The organism is Sphingobacterium sp. xlx-96 (assembly GCF_011007365.1).
Taxonomy (GTDB): domain Bacteria; phylum Bacteroidota; class Bacteroidia; order Sphingobacteriales; family Sphingobacteriaceae; genus Sphingobacterium; species Sphingobacterium luzhongxinii.
This window is the reverse complement of the sequence record NZ_WFKM01000010.1, coordinates 23,583-38,411: the sequence shown is the minus strand read 5'-3', so window position 1 is coordinate 38,411 and position 14,829 is coordinate 23,583. Positions and strand designations below refer to the sequence as shown.

The window sequence follows — 14,829 nt, the reverse complement described above, 5'->3', positions numbered from 1 at the left end:
AAATTTATTAGCTTAAATTTTATTTTGAAATAGAAGAGGGGTTGTATTCTGCTTCTAGAAAATTTGTCGCCATAAATAGCGACTTTTTTCCGTTTGTCTGCTTAGCGATAAAGGTTTTTCTAATTTTTATTAGAGGTTTTATAATTGATTGACAACACCGCCTGTTTTCTTTCTAGGAATACAGGCGGTATGTTTACTTGGCGGCCCAGATTTCTATTTCTAAGTCGATTTCGGGTAATCCCAGTGCAGTGATGTAGGCGATCGTCATGGAAGGATTGTCTCCTACAAAAAACGCATTCCATATCATGTCAAAATAGTTCCAGTCTATTTCTCTCGTGGCCCAGATGTTTACTTTGATTATATCTCTACTAGTTAAGTCTTGACTTTCAAGAAGTGCCTTGATGTTAGTAAAGGTGTTTCTTACTTGCTGATTGAAGTCTGCAGGAATACGTCCTTGCAGATCCGTTCCAATCTGACCGGAGAAAGTGTAGATGTCCGCATTTTTTGGAACTCGAGTTACGTGCGAATAATTGCCTACCGGTGCCGAGACAGTAAGTGGATTAGTCCGATGTACTTGTTTAACATTGTTCATATATTGTCTGAATTATGATTTAGAACAAAAGTAGATATATCATAATTGCCAAAATTGGATAAAACCGACAAACTTTGTGGATAGCTTGAAGTTTGTGCGCTATTTTTTCCATTGTGGAAAATTTGGTAGCTTTTCTTCGCTGTTTTGAAGGAAAAAATGGGGACTACTACCCGTAAATGTTTTAAATTCTCGGATAAAATGGGATTGGTCGAAGTAATTGGATTGATAAGCTACAGTGCTCAGATTATGGAATGAACTGTGGCGTAAAATCGATAAACTGGATTGGAATCGCATTATTCTAGCATATAATTTAGGGGACATTCCAATGTATTGTTTGGAGAGTCTCTCCAAGGAACGTTCCGATAAATTCATTTGCTGTTGTATTTCAGGGAGTGTCTTGCCGTTTTGTATCAGAAAGGAGGCATACCGCGCTTTTTCATCGTGGTATTTTGCATGATTAATTCTATCGAGTATAAAGTTGGATATGATTGTTATTTTTTCGGCTGCGCTGCTGGCATTGACAAGTTGTTCCAGTATCAAGTCCGAGACTAAATCTTCCAAAGCAATGTTTTGGTTACTCAATTCAAAGGCGTCGAGATGGAATAAGGTCTTTAATACTGTAGGTTCAAGAAAGGCACCAATTATCCGGAATTTCCCAGAGACCTTATGTTCGCTATGTTGTGTAAATTGCCCATAGATATATAGCTGAGGCATGGCTTGATCATCTTGATCAAAAAACTGGTTTGGCTGATCCTGAAATATCAAGGCTGGTAGAGCATCAGGCAGAATTTTAAAATGCTGAGGTTGTTTAAAAGTCGGCGTATCCTCCAATACCCAAAAGTAACGGACGTGCTGTTGTAGCGCTTTGATTGGAGATATTTCCTGATAATACATTAATTTATTCTTTATCTTGCTAGATCCAAGGTAAAGATAAGCAATCGAATTTGGATTGGGTTGATCTAGACAATTAAGCAGCTTTTAAAGCTGCTTAATGTTATTACTTATTAATTTGTTGACAGTATTCCAGAAAAAACTTCTCCAAATTGTTCAAATGTCTGATTGGCCATATCAATAGCTATCTGATGTGTTTCTGGATTTTCACCATGTTGGTTTAATACGGAAGTGAATCCGGCCCACATCTGTCCGCTATTGGCACCGTAGCCTTCGAAAAATGACGTGCCTCGCTCGATACCATATTTGTTGAGCATCTGCACAATATAAGGGCCTCCCATAACAGATCCCTCAAGTACGTATAAGGAGCTTAGGGCTTCCAACACATTTTTCACGGTTGGAGCAGTAGCCTCTGGGAGGTTATCTACGTTGCCCCCGAGAGCTTCAATATCATTTTTGATATAAGAAGAGTTACGACGGTCACCAAGATCTGGTAATATTGCTGTAGTTACGAAAGGAACAATATTGTCTTCTACAGCGCGGAAATAGGCGTAAAATCCTTTTAAGACTTCCGCATAGTCCGCTTCCGAACGGATTGCTTTCAATTGACGTACCACGATACCCTCTGTTTTTTGGTGAGCGGCATGCGTGCTTTCTTCGATATTTTGACTTAACATAGTTTTCTGTTTTATTTTACAACGATCCTATACAAAGATTCGTATTTATTTCTTTCCTTTTAAGCTGATTTTTGATTTATCGTGTATGAAAAGCGATAGTATATATCTTTCGCTATCGTCGATTAATTTAAACTTCGAGTCAACGAAAACACGACTATGTATTCTGTCAATTACTATTTTGTGAACTTCTTAAAGTTTAGATTGTAAGTCGCATTACCATTGATGGTAGTGATACCTGCAGTTTGGATCATGTAAAGCTCATCAGCGTTATCGTTCAGTTTTTCTCCCTTATACATAACAATGTATTGATTCGGTGTAGGGTAGACTGCACGATTGTTCTTAAAGTTGTAGATAATCCACGTTGGTCCAGTAGCAGGGGTTCCTGCACTGGATGCGTCGATATTTAGTTTATCTGTAGCTGAAATATCTGAACTTAACACCGCAGATAGTGTCAACTTTTCTATACTTACATTTTCCTTATCAAAATAAGCCATTTTATAATTTCCAGCTGAGCTGTTATATAAGGTAGAGCCCTACATGCCTGAAAGGTTTATCATACTTTTGTCTTCTTCCTGTTTAGAATTTGTTTTGAAATCGTAATAAACCTTGACTCCTGATGGCAGCTGTGTAGTGGCTGTTGCTGTAGTAGCAGTAGCATCGCTCAGCTTTTTCTGGTGGCTTACGTCATCCTTACTACATGAGGTAAATCCTACGACCAAAGCACATAACAGTGCTGCCGCTTTAAATAATCTGTTCATGGTTTTATATAATTTTTAAATTGTTCTATAATGTTCTTGTGTCTAAGTTTTTACTTCCGTCCTGTTGTACATAATATTTAAATGTAAAGTAGGGGGCTGGCCAGTTCATATTGGTCACGGCGCTCGGATTGCCTTTGTAAGCGTTTATCAGTTGTAGCTTAGCATATCTTCCATCCGGAAGTCGTATTGCATAGGTACGATTGGGTAGTGCCTGCATGAGATGTGTAGAGATGCTGTACTGAAACCATCCGAGTGATTCAGGATTGGAGGCCCATCCGATTTTGCCAGTCTCATTTTCGTCAAATTCTTGATCTGAAGGAGCTTGGTTTACACTTTGATAAGATTGTTTTAACAGGATCACTGCTGTACAATCTGCACTTCCGCCATGACCGGGGTTGAAGGGATCGTGGCTATTATTAATAAAGATCTCCGAGTTGTAAGGGCCGGTAAATGCTATATCCCATTCTTTTGATTTCAACCACTGAGCCGAATCGCTCTTTGTTTTGATCCATATCTGCTTTTGGTCTCGAAAGCGAAAGAGAAAGGTTTGAAAAGGACGTTTTTCCTTGCCGTCTGTACCTTCGCTCATGGATGCGTCGACATCGCCGGGTAGATCTTTGATGACGGTACTGTTACCATCTTCCAGTCCGATGCTGTAATCTTTGTCCTTGCCGCATGAGCCTAGAAGAAAGATAAAAGAGACAGCGAATAGACATTGTCCGATTTTCCGGTAAGAAAGCCATACTGCACATTCCGCTATGATTAATGTTATCGTTTTCATTTTTAATAGTTCTTTTCTTTACAACTCATTTTCGACATAATTTAGATTACTTCTTCATCCAGCGGTAGCTAATTCCACTCATGAGTACTCTCCCTGGCTGTCCCAGTAGATAACGACTCGTAAAGTCGAATAGGTTATCACCGATCAGACGAAATGTAAGCCTTCTGTCCATAATGCTTTTTTCGAAGGTTACGTTGACCAGCGTGAGGTAGGGGACAAAGATGTCATAACGATCTATAAATTGGTTGCCATTAAATTCTTGAAAAGGGGTACTGCTTCTGAAGTTTATACGGGTATTGATATGAAGCCCCCATGGTCTGTATTCATACTGTGCCTTCAGATTGAACATATGTCTGGATCGATCCTCAATACCCCAATAATCCGATTTTTCACTTCTTCGGTATTCACCTGTAGCAGGGGCATTGATCTGATTGTAAGGATAGTTTCCAGCTGCGATGCTATCAAGAACACTCAGATCTTTTGAAATAAGGTATTGATAACCCGCGGATAACTGTAAGTTCTTTGTCATCTGATATGTTATAGATGCTTCAAAACCTTTATTTATCGCTTTGGGGAGATTACGGTAACTATAAATCTTTGCGATGTTCGTGCCATTTCCTACTGCTACCGTATTGATTTGATTATTGATACGGTGGTAAAATAAGGAAAAATCAGTGTGTAATTTTGACGAAGGATTCCAGCTAAAGCCAACATGGTTGGAGAGGCTGGTCTCTGCCTTGAGATTGCCAGACACCAAGTTCAACATATACGTGTTTTGATAACTTAGTTCCCCATTTTGATCCATGTTCTGTAAAATATCATTAACACGCTCCGTACCTACAACTAGATAATTGGCGGCAGGATTAAAAAATACCTGATAGCGCATTTTATAATCAGGGGCTTTAAATCCAGCACCGGTACCCGCTTTAAGTAAGAATGTGGGGCTAAGCTGGTATTGCAGCCCTAAGCTAGGACTGAGATGACCATTATAAACATTGGACTGATCGTATCGTAAGCCTAGGGTAGTGAACAACTTATCTACGGGTTTCCATTCGCTCTGAAGGTAAACAAATGCACTGTTAAGAGATCGCTTCTCATCGAGGGACTGATTGTCCATGATCTCTAAGCTGGCGCCTAGGCCACCTGTAACTTTTAAATGAGTCAAAGGACTATAAGCAAACTGTTGTTCGATACGGTGTACATTCTGTCCAAATTCTTCGGCGGATGCGAGACCCCCCTGTTGTAACCATTGTGCTGTAACCTCCGAATGAAATCTTGAATAATAATAGCGTGTCATACTACGTAGACCAGATTTGAAATTATAGTCATAGCTAGCTGATAGATTAATGTCTTGATCGCGTTGTTTGTCCTGAAGAGCCGATTGTTCGGACCAAGCATTGATCATCTCGGATTCACGAGCTGCAAATCGCCCGGCAAATCCTAAGGTACCGTTCTTACTGGTGCGATAACGGGATCTGCCCTGTATACTATAGTTTGTATAAGGAGGGTAGGTCGTACTCTTGCTATCGAGATGTTTGCTATCTGTATTAAAGCCATCGGTGCGGTAGTAATTTCCAGATACGACGACACTACCCCGTTGATTTACAAAAGGAGTTTCCGCTTCTAAAGTAGCGTCTATAGTGTTGAGCGTACCGTATAAGAAGGATGCATGAGCCTGAGGTGTCAAAGCGCCGTGTCTAGTGACTATGTTGATAGCTCCACCTAAGGCATCGCTACCATACAAGCAGGAAGAAGCACCTTTGATAATCTCGATACGTTCAATATTGGTTACAGAGATGCGGGAGAGATCAAAACTACCGCCGGTTCGACCCAGCATAGGTTGGCCATCCACTAGTACCATCACGTAATTGCTGCTGAAGCCCTGTATCTGTACACCCACAGCTCTCGAACCTCCTGTTATATCATTGACAATAGCTACTCCGGTTTGCTCTTTCATCACTTCGTCGAGTCTACGGCTCCCCATAAGTTCTATTTCACGTTTTGTGATGATTTTGACAGGCATAGCGGCCTGTTCAGGCTTTATGAGGTTGTCTACCGCACGTATTTTGGTACTGACACCTACCTCTTCTATCGAATTTGAAAGGTTTAGGAGCTGGAGACGTCTATATTGATTAGTATCTTCCAGATCGAGCGAATCGGTCAAAGATTGATACCCCATCATGCTCACAGAAAACCGGTAGCTTCCCGCATAGAGCTTGTCGAAACAGAAGAGTCCATCTGAGCCGGTTTTATAGATTTTATTGTCTGGGAATAAGGTTATTGTAGCACCTTGTAAAGGTTTGTTTAGGCTATCGACAATAGTTCCAGTGAAACTTAACCGCTGTTGTCCATAAGTTAAAGAAGCATATGTGACCGAAAGCGTACAAATGAAAAAATAAAGTATAATTCGCTTGTTCAAGAATGTTGTTTTTATTTTTACTAATTCTAAATAGTATAACAAAAGAACTAAAACATATTCAATAATCGTCTATGAAAAATGTCAAAAATTATATTCAATTCGTTTCAGAATAAGTCTATTATCTCTGTTTTATTTTTTTTCAATTATTTGTTTTATAGTTGTTTATGGTTGATTTTAGCAGGTTTGTTGTTAAAGCGGCATTATTATAATTATTTGTATTTAGACTTATTATTGATTTGCTTTGTAGCAGGTTTGGAGTAGGAAAGACTTTGTCGCAAATAAACTTGTTTAGGAATGAACATAAAAAATAGAAGATATAAAATAGATTTAAATGAGAAGATTTGTTATTGTGTGGGTTTGTTTACTATGTGTGCTTGCTGTTAAAGCAGATTATGCACGGGTAATTACGTTAAGTAGTTCGATTACAGAAACAGTATATGCCTTGGGATTAGGTAATTCGGTGGTAGCAACAGATGTGACCAGTGTATCACCTAAAGCTGCTGCTGCACTTCCCCGTGTCAGTAAAAACCGTTCGATCTCGGCAGAAGGTATATTGGCTTCCAAGCCTACCTTAGTATTAGCGATTGAAGGAGAAGTCTCGACTGCCGTTGTACAGCAGATCCGTAAATCGGGAATAAAATTTGTGGCACTGAAGCAAGAATACGCTGTCAAGGGAGCATTTAAATTTATTCAGGATATAGCAGATGCACTTGGAAAAACGGCCGAGGGCAAAGTCGTGGTAGAACGGACGAGATTGAGTCTCGATCGTACATTGGAAGTGGTTGTTGACGAGGGAAAAGGATCGCCAAAACCAAAGATTCTATTTATATATGCGAGAGGTACAGGGACGATGAGTGTAGCGGGTAAGGGGAGTAGTCTGGATGCGATGATTGAATTGGCTGGAGCAAAAAATGCAGTTCAGGAATTTTCTGATTTTAAACCCTATACCACCGAATCGCTGGTCGATGCGAATCCCGACATTATCCTAATGTTTGATTTTGGCTTAAGTAGCATCGGTGGTAAAGAAGCGATGCTGAAGTTACCAGGAGTACGCATTACAGAAGCTGGAAAATATAAGCGTATTTTGGTTATGAACCCCTCGTTACTTGTCAATTTTAGTACACGTCTGCCCGAAGCTGTTATGGAACTACACAAGGGGATAGTCGATATGATGAATTTAAGATAAGGAGATGCAGTGGAGAGAAAGCAGCGTATTATTTTAATCGTATTGGCTGTAGTTACTATGGTGATTGCCATAGTTGCTCTAGGATTAGGAGCTTATTATATTCCGGTCGACGATATTCTTCGTCTTATTGCTAGCAGATTGGGTCTGCTTCAAGATATAGGTCTTGATGTGACACATGACAATGTACTCTTTATAATCCGTATGCCGAGAGTGTTGCTAGGCTTGTTGGTCGGCGCTGCACTAGGTGTATCAGGAGCTGCTATTCAAGGGATATTTCGTAATCCATTGGCAGAGCCGGGACTAATTGGGATCTCTTCCGGAGCGTCTTTATTTGCCGTGATGATTATTGCTATGGAAACGTTGGTATTCCATAGTCTTGCCAAATGGTTAGGTTATTACTTATTAGCTTTCGGAGCTTTCTTTGGGGCTGGGCTTACGGCATTTGTGGTCTATCAGATAGCCCGTAAGGAAGGTAAGACCAATGTAACCACCATGTTGTTGGCTGGTATGGCTATCAATGCTTTTGCTGGAGCGCTAACAGGGCTGATGACTTATATGGCGACCGAACAACAGCTGCGAACTATCACTTTCTGGATGTTAGGGAGTTTGGGTGGTGCTACCTGGGACAATGTGATGGCAATTCTTCCTTTTATAGCGATTCCGCTCATCGTCCTACCGTTTTATGGTAAGGCTTTGAATGCTTTTGCTTTAGGGGAGTTACAAGCAGATCTGCTGGGGATGCGTACAGATCGGGTAAAGCTTTGGGTAATCGTGTTGTCGACATTAGCTGTCGGAGCTTCGGTGGCGGTATCGGGTATCATTGGTTTTGTGGGTCTACTGGTACCTCATATCATACGTCTAATGGGTGGTTCAGACCATAAATACGTACTCACAGGATCTATGTTACTGGGAGCGGTGGTACTGACCCTAGCAGATGTACTCTCTCGGGTATTGATCGCTCCGATTGAATTGCCCATAGGTGTGATTACTGCATTATTGGGAACACCTGTATTTTTATATATTTTAATAAAGGATAAATAATAAAATAAGCAGCTTATGCTACGTGTTGAAAAGCTATCATATGAGATAAAAGGCAGAAGGCTGCTCAAAGATATCTCCTTTCAGATGAGGAAAGGAGAAGTATTGGCTATACTTGGTGCTAATGGGGCAGGAAAGTCTACATTGATGGGCGTGCTTTGTGGTGATAAGAAGCCAACGGAGGGAGCTGTGCTGTTGAATGGCAAGACATTGGATCAATATGACATGAAAGAACTGTCCCGGTGTCGCGCTATGCTGAGCCAGCAGCAACAGATGACACTGGCCTTCAAGGTGAGCGAGATCGTGATGATGGGACGCTATCCTCATTTTAAATCCAGTCCATCTGCTAATGACATACTGATCGTCGAAGAGGTGATGAATTTGTGTGGGGTGAAATCATTGGAAGATCGTACTTTTTTGAGTTTGTCGGGAGGTGAGCAACAACGCGTTCAGCTAGCGCGAGTGCTTGCCCAAATCTGGGATAATAAGGATAGTTTGTTGTTATTGGATGAGCCCATATCGGCGTTGGATCTGAGGTACCAACAGAAAGTTTTAGCTATTGCCAAGGCATTGGCCCGACGTGGATTTATGGTCGTATTGATTGTACATGATGTCAATTTTGCTGCTATATATGCCGATCGGATAATTATGTTGAAGAATGGTCGAAAGCTCCTTGACGGAACTCCAATAGAAGTTCTCAATACAAAAGATATCTATACTATCTTTTCTGTAGAATCTGTTGTGGAGCTGAGTTCCAAGACACTCAAACCTTATGTGAAGCTAGAAGAACTAGTACTTGATGCATTAGTTTTTAATTCCTTATTGACAAGTGAGTCAAATATGACAACGGAAAGGACGTTAGATTTGTTGATTGATAAGTCACCCTATTTGTCAGCAGAAGAGTTGGCTTGCCAAGTCGGTATCTCTGAGTTTGAAATCTGGCGTCTTGACAAGAGAAATAACACGAAAGTATTTAGAACCGATTTTGATCTGTTAACTGAAATATTGCCAACCTTAGGTAAGGTACGTATATGTTCAGGTGCTAAGGGAGTCAAGCATACGTTGGTTGGTGGTTATACCTTACATAGCTATGAATCCGGAAAAAAGGCAGTATTTGCAGGAGATTTTGACTTAGCTTTTCTTTTTAACCATTGGCATATAGGTCTATTGATCGAAAATGAAAGCGGAAGGGCATTGCGTTTTTTTAATAAAAATGGCATGGAGCTACATGCTATTTCTTTGTCCGATGAGCAGAATGATGCAGATCGTTCTGAGGGAATGAAAGACCTGATTCTTACTGAAAACGGGGACAATGGATGGGAGCACTGTTTTTCGGATCGCACCATAGAAGTATCCAAACCAAAGGAGGATCAATATTATCAATCTATGAGTCAATTTCGCAAGATTTTAGCATTATGTGCTGCCAAAAAGACTCCCGTGTCCATCAAACTGCTCAATGGAGGATGCGAACAGTCGTATACAGGGGTAGTGTTCAACCTGATTGACCAAGGAAGTAGATATATCATTAAGGAACCGACATTCGAGTTGGAAATCGTATGGCAAAATATAGGAAGGATCGTGTCTCGGGAGGATGATCATTTCAAAGGTCCGGTAGTCATCGAGCTTTTTAATAACTATGACGATCTTATCCTAACACTTCAGGCAAGTTACATTATAATACAGGAGAATTGGGATGAAGTGTTAGGTAAATGTAATAAGAACTCTGTTGTTTAGAAAGAATTTAAATAAGAGTGTTTTGTTATAGGAAAAACGATATCTTTATCGCACTAGGAATTGCTTGGGTATGTTGATAAAAAGTAAAATAGTAGAATTTGATGAATGGCTTTTTATTGAAGAAATTCCGGATAGTTATGTGCCGGATAAACCTTTGGTAGAACAGCGTTTGGATATAGATCGAAAGCCCGTTCGTATGCATAATTTTCAACTATCTACGAGCGGTCTTTTTATTTTACATAGTCGTATGTATTTTGAACAACCCGTACAGGTACATACTGAGGTGGAGGGGGAGGCCATTACCAGTCAGTTTATTTTCTATAAAGCGATAGACGATAAGATGCCATTTGGTATGAGCAGACATAATATACGCTATATTCCATCCGTGCAGTCTGTCCATGAGGTAAAGGAAGGTATCGAATACAATTATTTTATTGCGGTTATCTCCAAAGCTTACTATCTTAACCTGATTAAAAGAGATTCGGTATTACATCGGGATTTTGTTACTGCTATAGAAAAGGGGGAGTATGTCAGTTTTTCGGAAGATGACCTAATGGCGACTTATGAAATGCAACACACGATCTCTGAGCTTATCGAATCGAAAAAGACAGGCGAAATAAGGCGATTACATACCGAATCCCGCATTGTCGAACTGTTAATGTATCAGTTTGAACAATATAATGAGAGATCCAGTCAGGTGCCGACACAGTTCAACGATAGCGATGTCGAACGTCTGGAGCTAGCCAGACAAATTTTAGAGCAGCGCATTGCTAATCCGCCGACCCAACGGGAGTTAGCCTGTGAAGTGCTTACGAGTGAAAGCAAACTCCGAAAGGATTTTAAAGAGTACTTTTCAGTCACTATACACGATTACCTCACGCGCGTGCGTATGGAGAAAGCAAGGTCATATCTTCTGGAAGATAAGCTATCTGTTTATGAAGTCGCATTCCTTACGGGCTATGGACACCAAAATAACTTTAGCAGTGCCTTCAAGAAATACTATGGTATTTCTCCTGGGAAGCTCAAGACCTGATATTATTCTTTATTTTAATGTTCTTCATAGGGATATAATCAATAGTAGCTTGGTGATTTTTTTAACTATAGACCAGTGGAACTTTTGATTTTTGGAAGTAAACGCTAGTCATAGATCGTTTTTTCCTTTTCCATTAAATCTAATGGAAACTTATCGATGAACATAAAAAATCCAAAAAAAATACAGCCAAGTAGGTATTGTAGCAGCTTTTTTGGAGTTTCAGTATCACATCTTGTCATACAGATGACTTGTTTGTTGGACAGAAGCCACAGGTGGAGAATGGTCAAGACAGACTTTACGGACAGAAGCCGATAGAAAGAAATTGGATCCTGGTAGTCGACAAAATAGTTCTACTACAGACATCTGGTGGGGAAGAATATGTCTATGTCGAAGAGAGTCTATTGCCGGTACTTACCCAAGTACTGGATCTGATACAGGATGAGACACATATTCAACCTTAGTATTATAAGAATAAAGAATTTGCTTATATCAAAGAAAGGACGTATGAAGGCGTAAAGGAGTATCCTGTACAATTGAATAAGCTCCTGGCGGTGAGTGCCGTATAGACGCTTTATGACGATAGTATATTTCGTTAACTGGACGACTCCTCTAAATTGTTATTAGGCCGACGCTAGGGAAAAACTCGCGATAGTATGAACTAGGAGCATTATGGTAAATTGTGTATATTCGAACAATGGAAATACTTAAACCTTTTATGTCATTAGTAGCCCTCTTGATACTAATTTCTCCACTTCAAGCACAAAAAAAGGCTATAAAGCCCAATATTATTTTTATTCTGGCAGATGATATGGGCTATGGCGATATCGGGAGCTATGGACAAAAATATATTAAAACACCAGTTCTTGACCGTTTGGCTGCAGAGGGCAGAAGATATACCCAGTTTTATGCCGGTAGCACGGTATGTGCACCATCTAGAGCAAGTTTGATGACAGGACAGCATACCGGAAAGGTATACATCCGTGGAAATGGTGAGATCCCTCTTAGAAGTCAAGACACCATTATCACGCAGGTACTGAAACGGGCTGGTTATACCAACGGTATGGTCGGGAAATGGGGGTTGGGATTAGCAGGAACTACTGGTGCACCCGAAAATAAAAACTGGGATTTCTTTACCGGATTTTTACACCATATAGAAGGGCATTTTCAATTGAGTGACTCTATATGGAGCCTTCAAAATGGACATAGCGTTAAGGTAAAGTTAGATAAAGATACCTATGTGAATGAACTTTTCGCCAAAGAAGCTGTAAGTTTTATAGAGCGAAATAAGGATAATCCATTCTTTCTGTATGTATCATTTACGGTACCTCATGCCGAACTCAAGGTGCCTGAAAGATATTTACAACCTTATCTAGATGTGGATGGTACCAGCGTGTTTGCTCCAGAGAAGGCACAACCTGCTGGACAGCATTACGGGGAGCAGCGCTATCCAAAAGCTGCCTATGCTGCGATGGTGACGAGTATGGATGATTATACAGGATGGATATTGGCCAAGCTTGACGAATTAGGAATATCAGACAATACCCTAGTGATCTTTAGCAGTGATAACGGCACTCATAAAGAGGGAGGAAGGACTATGGACGATATCATACGGGTATTCGAGAGCACTGGGGGACTGCGTGGTGTAAAGCGAGATCTTTATGAAGGAGGTATCCGTACACCTTTTATAGCCAAATGGCCGGGACATATTAAGCCCGGCACGGTAAGTGACTACATGGCTACGTTTTGGGACATCTTGCCTACATTTGCCGATATAGCACAAACGCAGGTACCAACCAATGTAGATGGGATCTCCTTTTCGAAGGAACTCACATCTCGTAGGCAAAAAGTAAACAGGCCACTGTACTGGGAATTTAATGAAGGTGGATTTAAGCAAGCTGTTCGCTTGGGCGATTGGAAAGCTATTCGCTTTTATAAGGATGGCAAACCTCAAAGGACAGAACTGTATAATGTCGTTAAAGATAGATCCGAAAAGAATGATCTAAGCGGACAGAATAAGAACAAGGTGAAGGAGTTAGAAAGGCTGATGGAAAAGCTGCGGACCGAATCTGAAAATAAGCTTTTTGAGAAGAAGAGCTAAAACTAGTTATACCGGACTATCTGAAATCTCAAAAGTGGATCAGCATCTTTATGGGCAATGATTGTAGATTTGCGGCTATAATGAAGAAAATACTACAAAAACAGCTTTTAAGACACGATTGGACTAGAGCAGAACTACTTGCCATCTACAATAAGCCACTAATGGAGCTGGTCTACGAAGCGGCTTCGGTACACCGTATGTGGCATGATCCGCAAGAGGTACAGGTATCAACGCTTCTCTCGGTAAAAACAGGTGGCTGTCCAGAAGACTGCTCATATTGCGGACAGGCAGCCCGCTATCATACGGACATCAAGGTACAGGCGCTTCTGCCTACAGAGACGGTGCTGTCACATGCACGAAAGGCCAAGGAAAATGGTTCCTCACGATTCTGTATGGCTGCCGCTTGGCGCGAGGTACGTGACAATCGGGATTTTGACCGTATTATCGATATGGTGAAAGGGGTGAATGCTATCGGTCTAGAAGTATGTTGCACCTTGGGAATGTTGACAGAAAGTCAAGCAAAAAGACTGCAGGAAGCCGGCTTGTACGCCTATAACCACAATCTGGATACTTCAGAAGAGTACTACGATGAGATTATCTCTACCCGGACCTTCGACAATAGGATCAATACGATCAACAATGTACGAAAGGCTGGCGTTACGGTTTGTTCGGGAGGTATTATCGGCCTGGGAGAGACCACAGCCGACCGAATAGCGATGCTGCTCACCTTGGCCACAATGGAATTGCATCCCGAATCAGTTCCAATTAATGCATTGGCGCGTGTCAAAGGGACTCCGTTGGAGAATAATCCGAAAGTAGAGATCTGGGATATGGTAAGAATGATAGCTACAGCACGTATCATTATGCCCGCATCGACCGTGAGACTCAGCGCCGGTCGTGTCGAAATGACCGAAACCGAACAGGCCTGGTGTTTTATGGCAGGAGCCAACTCTATTTTCAGTGGAGAAAGGGAAACGCTACTCGTAACCCCTAATCCCGGAATGTCGGAAGATATGACGATGTTTGCACGTCTAGGTCTGAAACCTAAAGTATGTAAAACTACTTGAAAGTAAGGTTTACTTTTTTAAATCCAAGTCCTTCTAGCAGAGGTTGTAATACATGTTGCGCATTGGACTGTGTTTGTGCGAGTATGTCTGATTTTTGAACCTGTTTGGTGATCTCGACCTCTGCACCTTTGAATGCTTCATCTACTAAGTCCGCCTCTCTAAAGAAAGCCATTTTAGTGTCGTATACTTTAGACGCCTTGTGGTCAATCCTAACATAACAAAGTTCTGCCTTTGGCAGGGTGATAGACGCAGATTCTCCGGACACTACGACATCTTCTGCTTTAAGTTTACTGAGATCGATACAACCGACTGCGTCCGCTTTTACGATAAGTAAGACACTGGCTTCCGGTAGATAGGTGCTTATATTTTTGTGCTCGATTACGTCGCTAAATCGGTATTTGACCAATTCCAGTTTTCCCATCGCTTCAATTCGTTCTACTAGAATCTGATGTTTGCTTTCTACCTTGGTATTTGGTGAAAATTTGTCTTTTATTAGCCACACAATAATCCCGATCAAAACAAGAGGGACAAGAAATCTTAGTAATGTTTTCATCG

The 14,829-nt window shown here is 41.0% G+C and carries 15 protein-coding genes; 7 read left to right on the top strand and 8 right to left on the bottom strand.

Features of this window, described 5'->3' with window-relative positions:
• Positions 1–193 precede the first annotated feature (193 nt).
• The 7 genes from G7B20_RS12945 to G7B20_RS12915 form a co-directional block, all read right to left on the bottom strand.
• Positions 194–592 (bottom strand): RidA family protein, encoded by a 399-nt coding sequence (locus G7B20_RS12945; RefSeq protein WP_164111836.1) that lies wholly within the window; start codon positions 590–592, stop codon positions 194–196.
• Between the two features lie 99 nt (positions 593–691).
• A complete protein-coding gene (locus tag G7B20_RS12940) occupies positions 692–1,486 on the bottom strand; it encodes a helix-turn-helix domain-containing protein (RefSeq protein ID WP_164111835.1) in 795 nt (264 codons plus the stop codon).
• A gap of 110 nt (positions 1,487–1,596) precedes the next feature.
• Complete coding sequence (locus G7B20_RS12935; protein WP_164111834.1) at positions 1,597–2,160, bottom strand: biliverdin-producing heme oxygenase; 564 nt, start codon at positions 2,158–2,160, stop codon at positions 1,597–1,599.
• Between the two features lie 173 nt (positions 2,161–2,333).
• Positions 2,334–2,654, bottom strand: coding sequence for a hypothetical protein (locus G7B20_RS12930; RefSeq protein ID WP_164111833.1), 321 nt, complete (start codon positions 2,652–2,654; stop codon positions 2,334–2,336).
• A 39-nt stretch (positions 2,655–2,693) separates the two neighbouring features.
• Positions 2,694–2,918, bottom strand: coding sequence for a hypothetical protein (locus G7B20_RS12925; RefSeq protein WP_164111832.1), 225 nt, complete (start codon positions 2,916–2,918; stop codon positions 2,694–2,696).
• Between the two features lie 25 nt (positions 2,919–2,943).
• On the bottom strand, positions 2,944–3,699 hold the full coding sequence (locus G7B20_RS12920; protein ID WP_164111831.1) for an HmuY family protein: 756 nt from the start codon (positions 3,697–3,699) through the stop codon (positions 2,944–2,946).
• A 46-nt stretch (positions 3,700–3,745) separates the two neighbouring features.
• Complete coding sequence (locus G7B20_RS12915; RefSeq protein WP_240458414.1) at positions 3,746–6,118, bottom strand: TonB-dependent receptor; 2,373 nt, start codon at positions 6,116–6,118, stop codon at positions 3,746–3,748.
• A gap of 331 nt (positions 6,119–6,449) precedes the next feature.
• On the opposite strand from G7B20_RS12915, the gene G7B20_RS12910 reads away from it, so the two are divergent.
• The 7 genes from G7B20_RS12910 (at position 6,450) to bioB (ending at position 14,274) form a co-directional block, all read left to right on the top strand.
• Positions 6,450–7,304: a hemin ABC transporter substrate-binding protein gene (locus tag G7B20_RS12910; protein WP_164111830.1), complete on the top strand. Its 855-nt coding sequence runs from the start codon at positions 6,450–6,452 to the stop codon at positions 7,302–7,304.
• A 9-nt stretch (positions 7,305–7,313) separates the two neighbouring features.
• Positions 7,314–8,345 carry a FecCD family ABC transporter permease gene (locus G7B20_RS12905; RefSeq protein ID WP_240466012.1) on the top strand — a complete coding sequence of 344 codons (1,032 nt, stop codon included), beginning with the start codon at positions 7,314–7,316 and terminating at the stop codon, positions 8,343–8,345.
• Between the two features lie 15 nt (positions 8,346–8,360).
• Positions 8,361–10,076: a heme ABC transporter ATP-binding protein gene (locus tag G7B20_RS12900; protein WP_164111829.1), complete on the top strand. Its 1,716-nt coding sequence runs from the start codon at positions 8,361–8,363 to the stop codon at positions 10,074–10,076.
• Between the two features lie 70 nt (positions 10,077–10,146).
• Positions 10,147–11,109, top strand: coding sequence for a helix-turn-helix transcriptional regulator (locus G7B20_RS12895; RefSeq protein WP_164111828.1), 963 nt, complete (start codon positions 10,147–10,149; stop codon positions 11,107–11,109).
• Between the two features lie 248 nt (positions 11,110–11,357).
• A complete protein-coding gene (locus tag G7B20_RS12890) occupies positions 11,358–11,570 on the top strand; it encodes a hypothetical protein (RefSeq protein ID WP_164111827.1) in 213 nt (70 codons plus the stop codon).
• Positions 11,571–11,824: 254 nt separating this feature from the next.
• Positions 11,825–13,207, top strand: a complete 1,383-nt coding sequence (locus G7B20_RS12885; RefSeq protein ID WP_240458412.1) for an arylsulfatase — start codon at positions 11,825–11,827, stop codon at positions 13,205–13,207.
• Positions 13,208–13,287: 80 nt separating this feature from the next.
• Positions 13,288–14,274 (top strand): biotin synthase BioB, encoded by a 987-nt coding sequence (gene bioB, locus G7B20_RS12880; RefSeq protein ID WP_205600218.1) that lies wholly within the window; start codon positions 13,288–13,290, stop codon positions 14,272–14,274.
• Here bioB and G7B20_RS12875 read toward each other — a convergent pair.
• Positions 14,267–14,827, bottom strand: coding sequence for a DUF4230 domain-containing protein (locus G7B20_RS12875; RefSeq protein WP_164111825.1), 561 nt, complete (start codon positions 14,825–14,827; stop codon positions 14,267–14,269). The two genes, bioB and G7B20_RS12875, sit on opposite strands and share 8 nt — an antisense overlap.
• Positions 14,828–14,829: the final 2 nt, after the last annotated feature.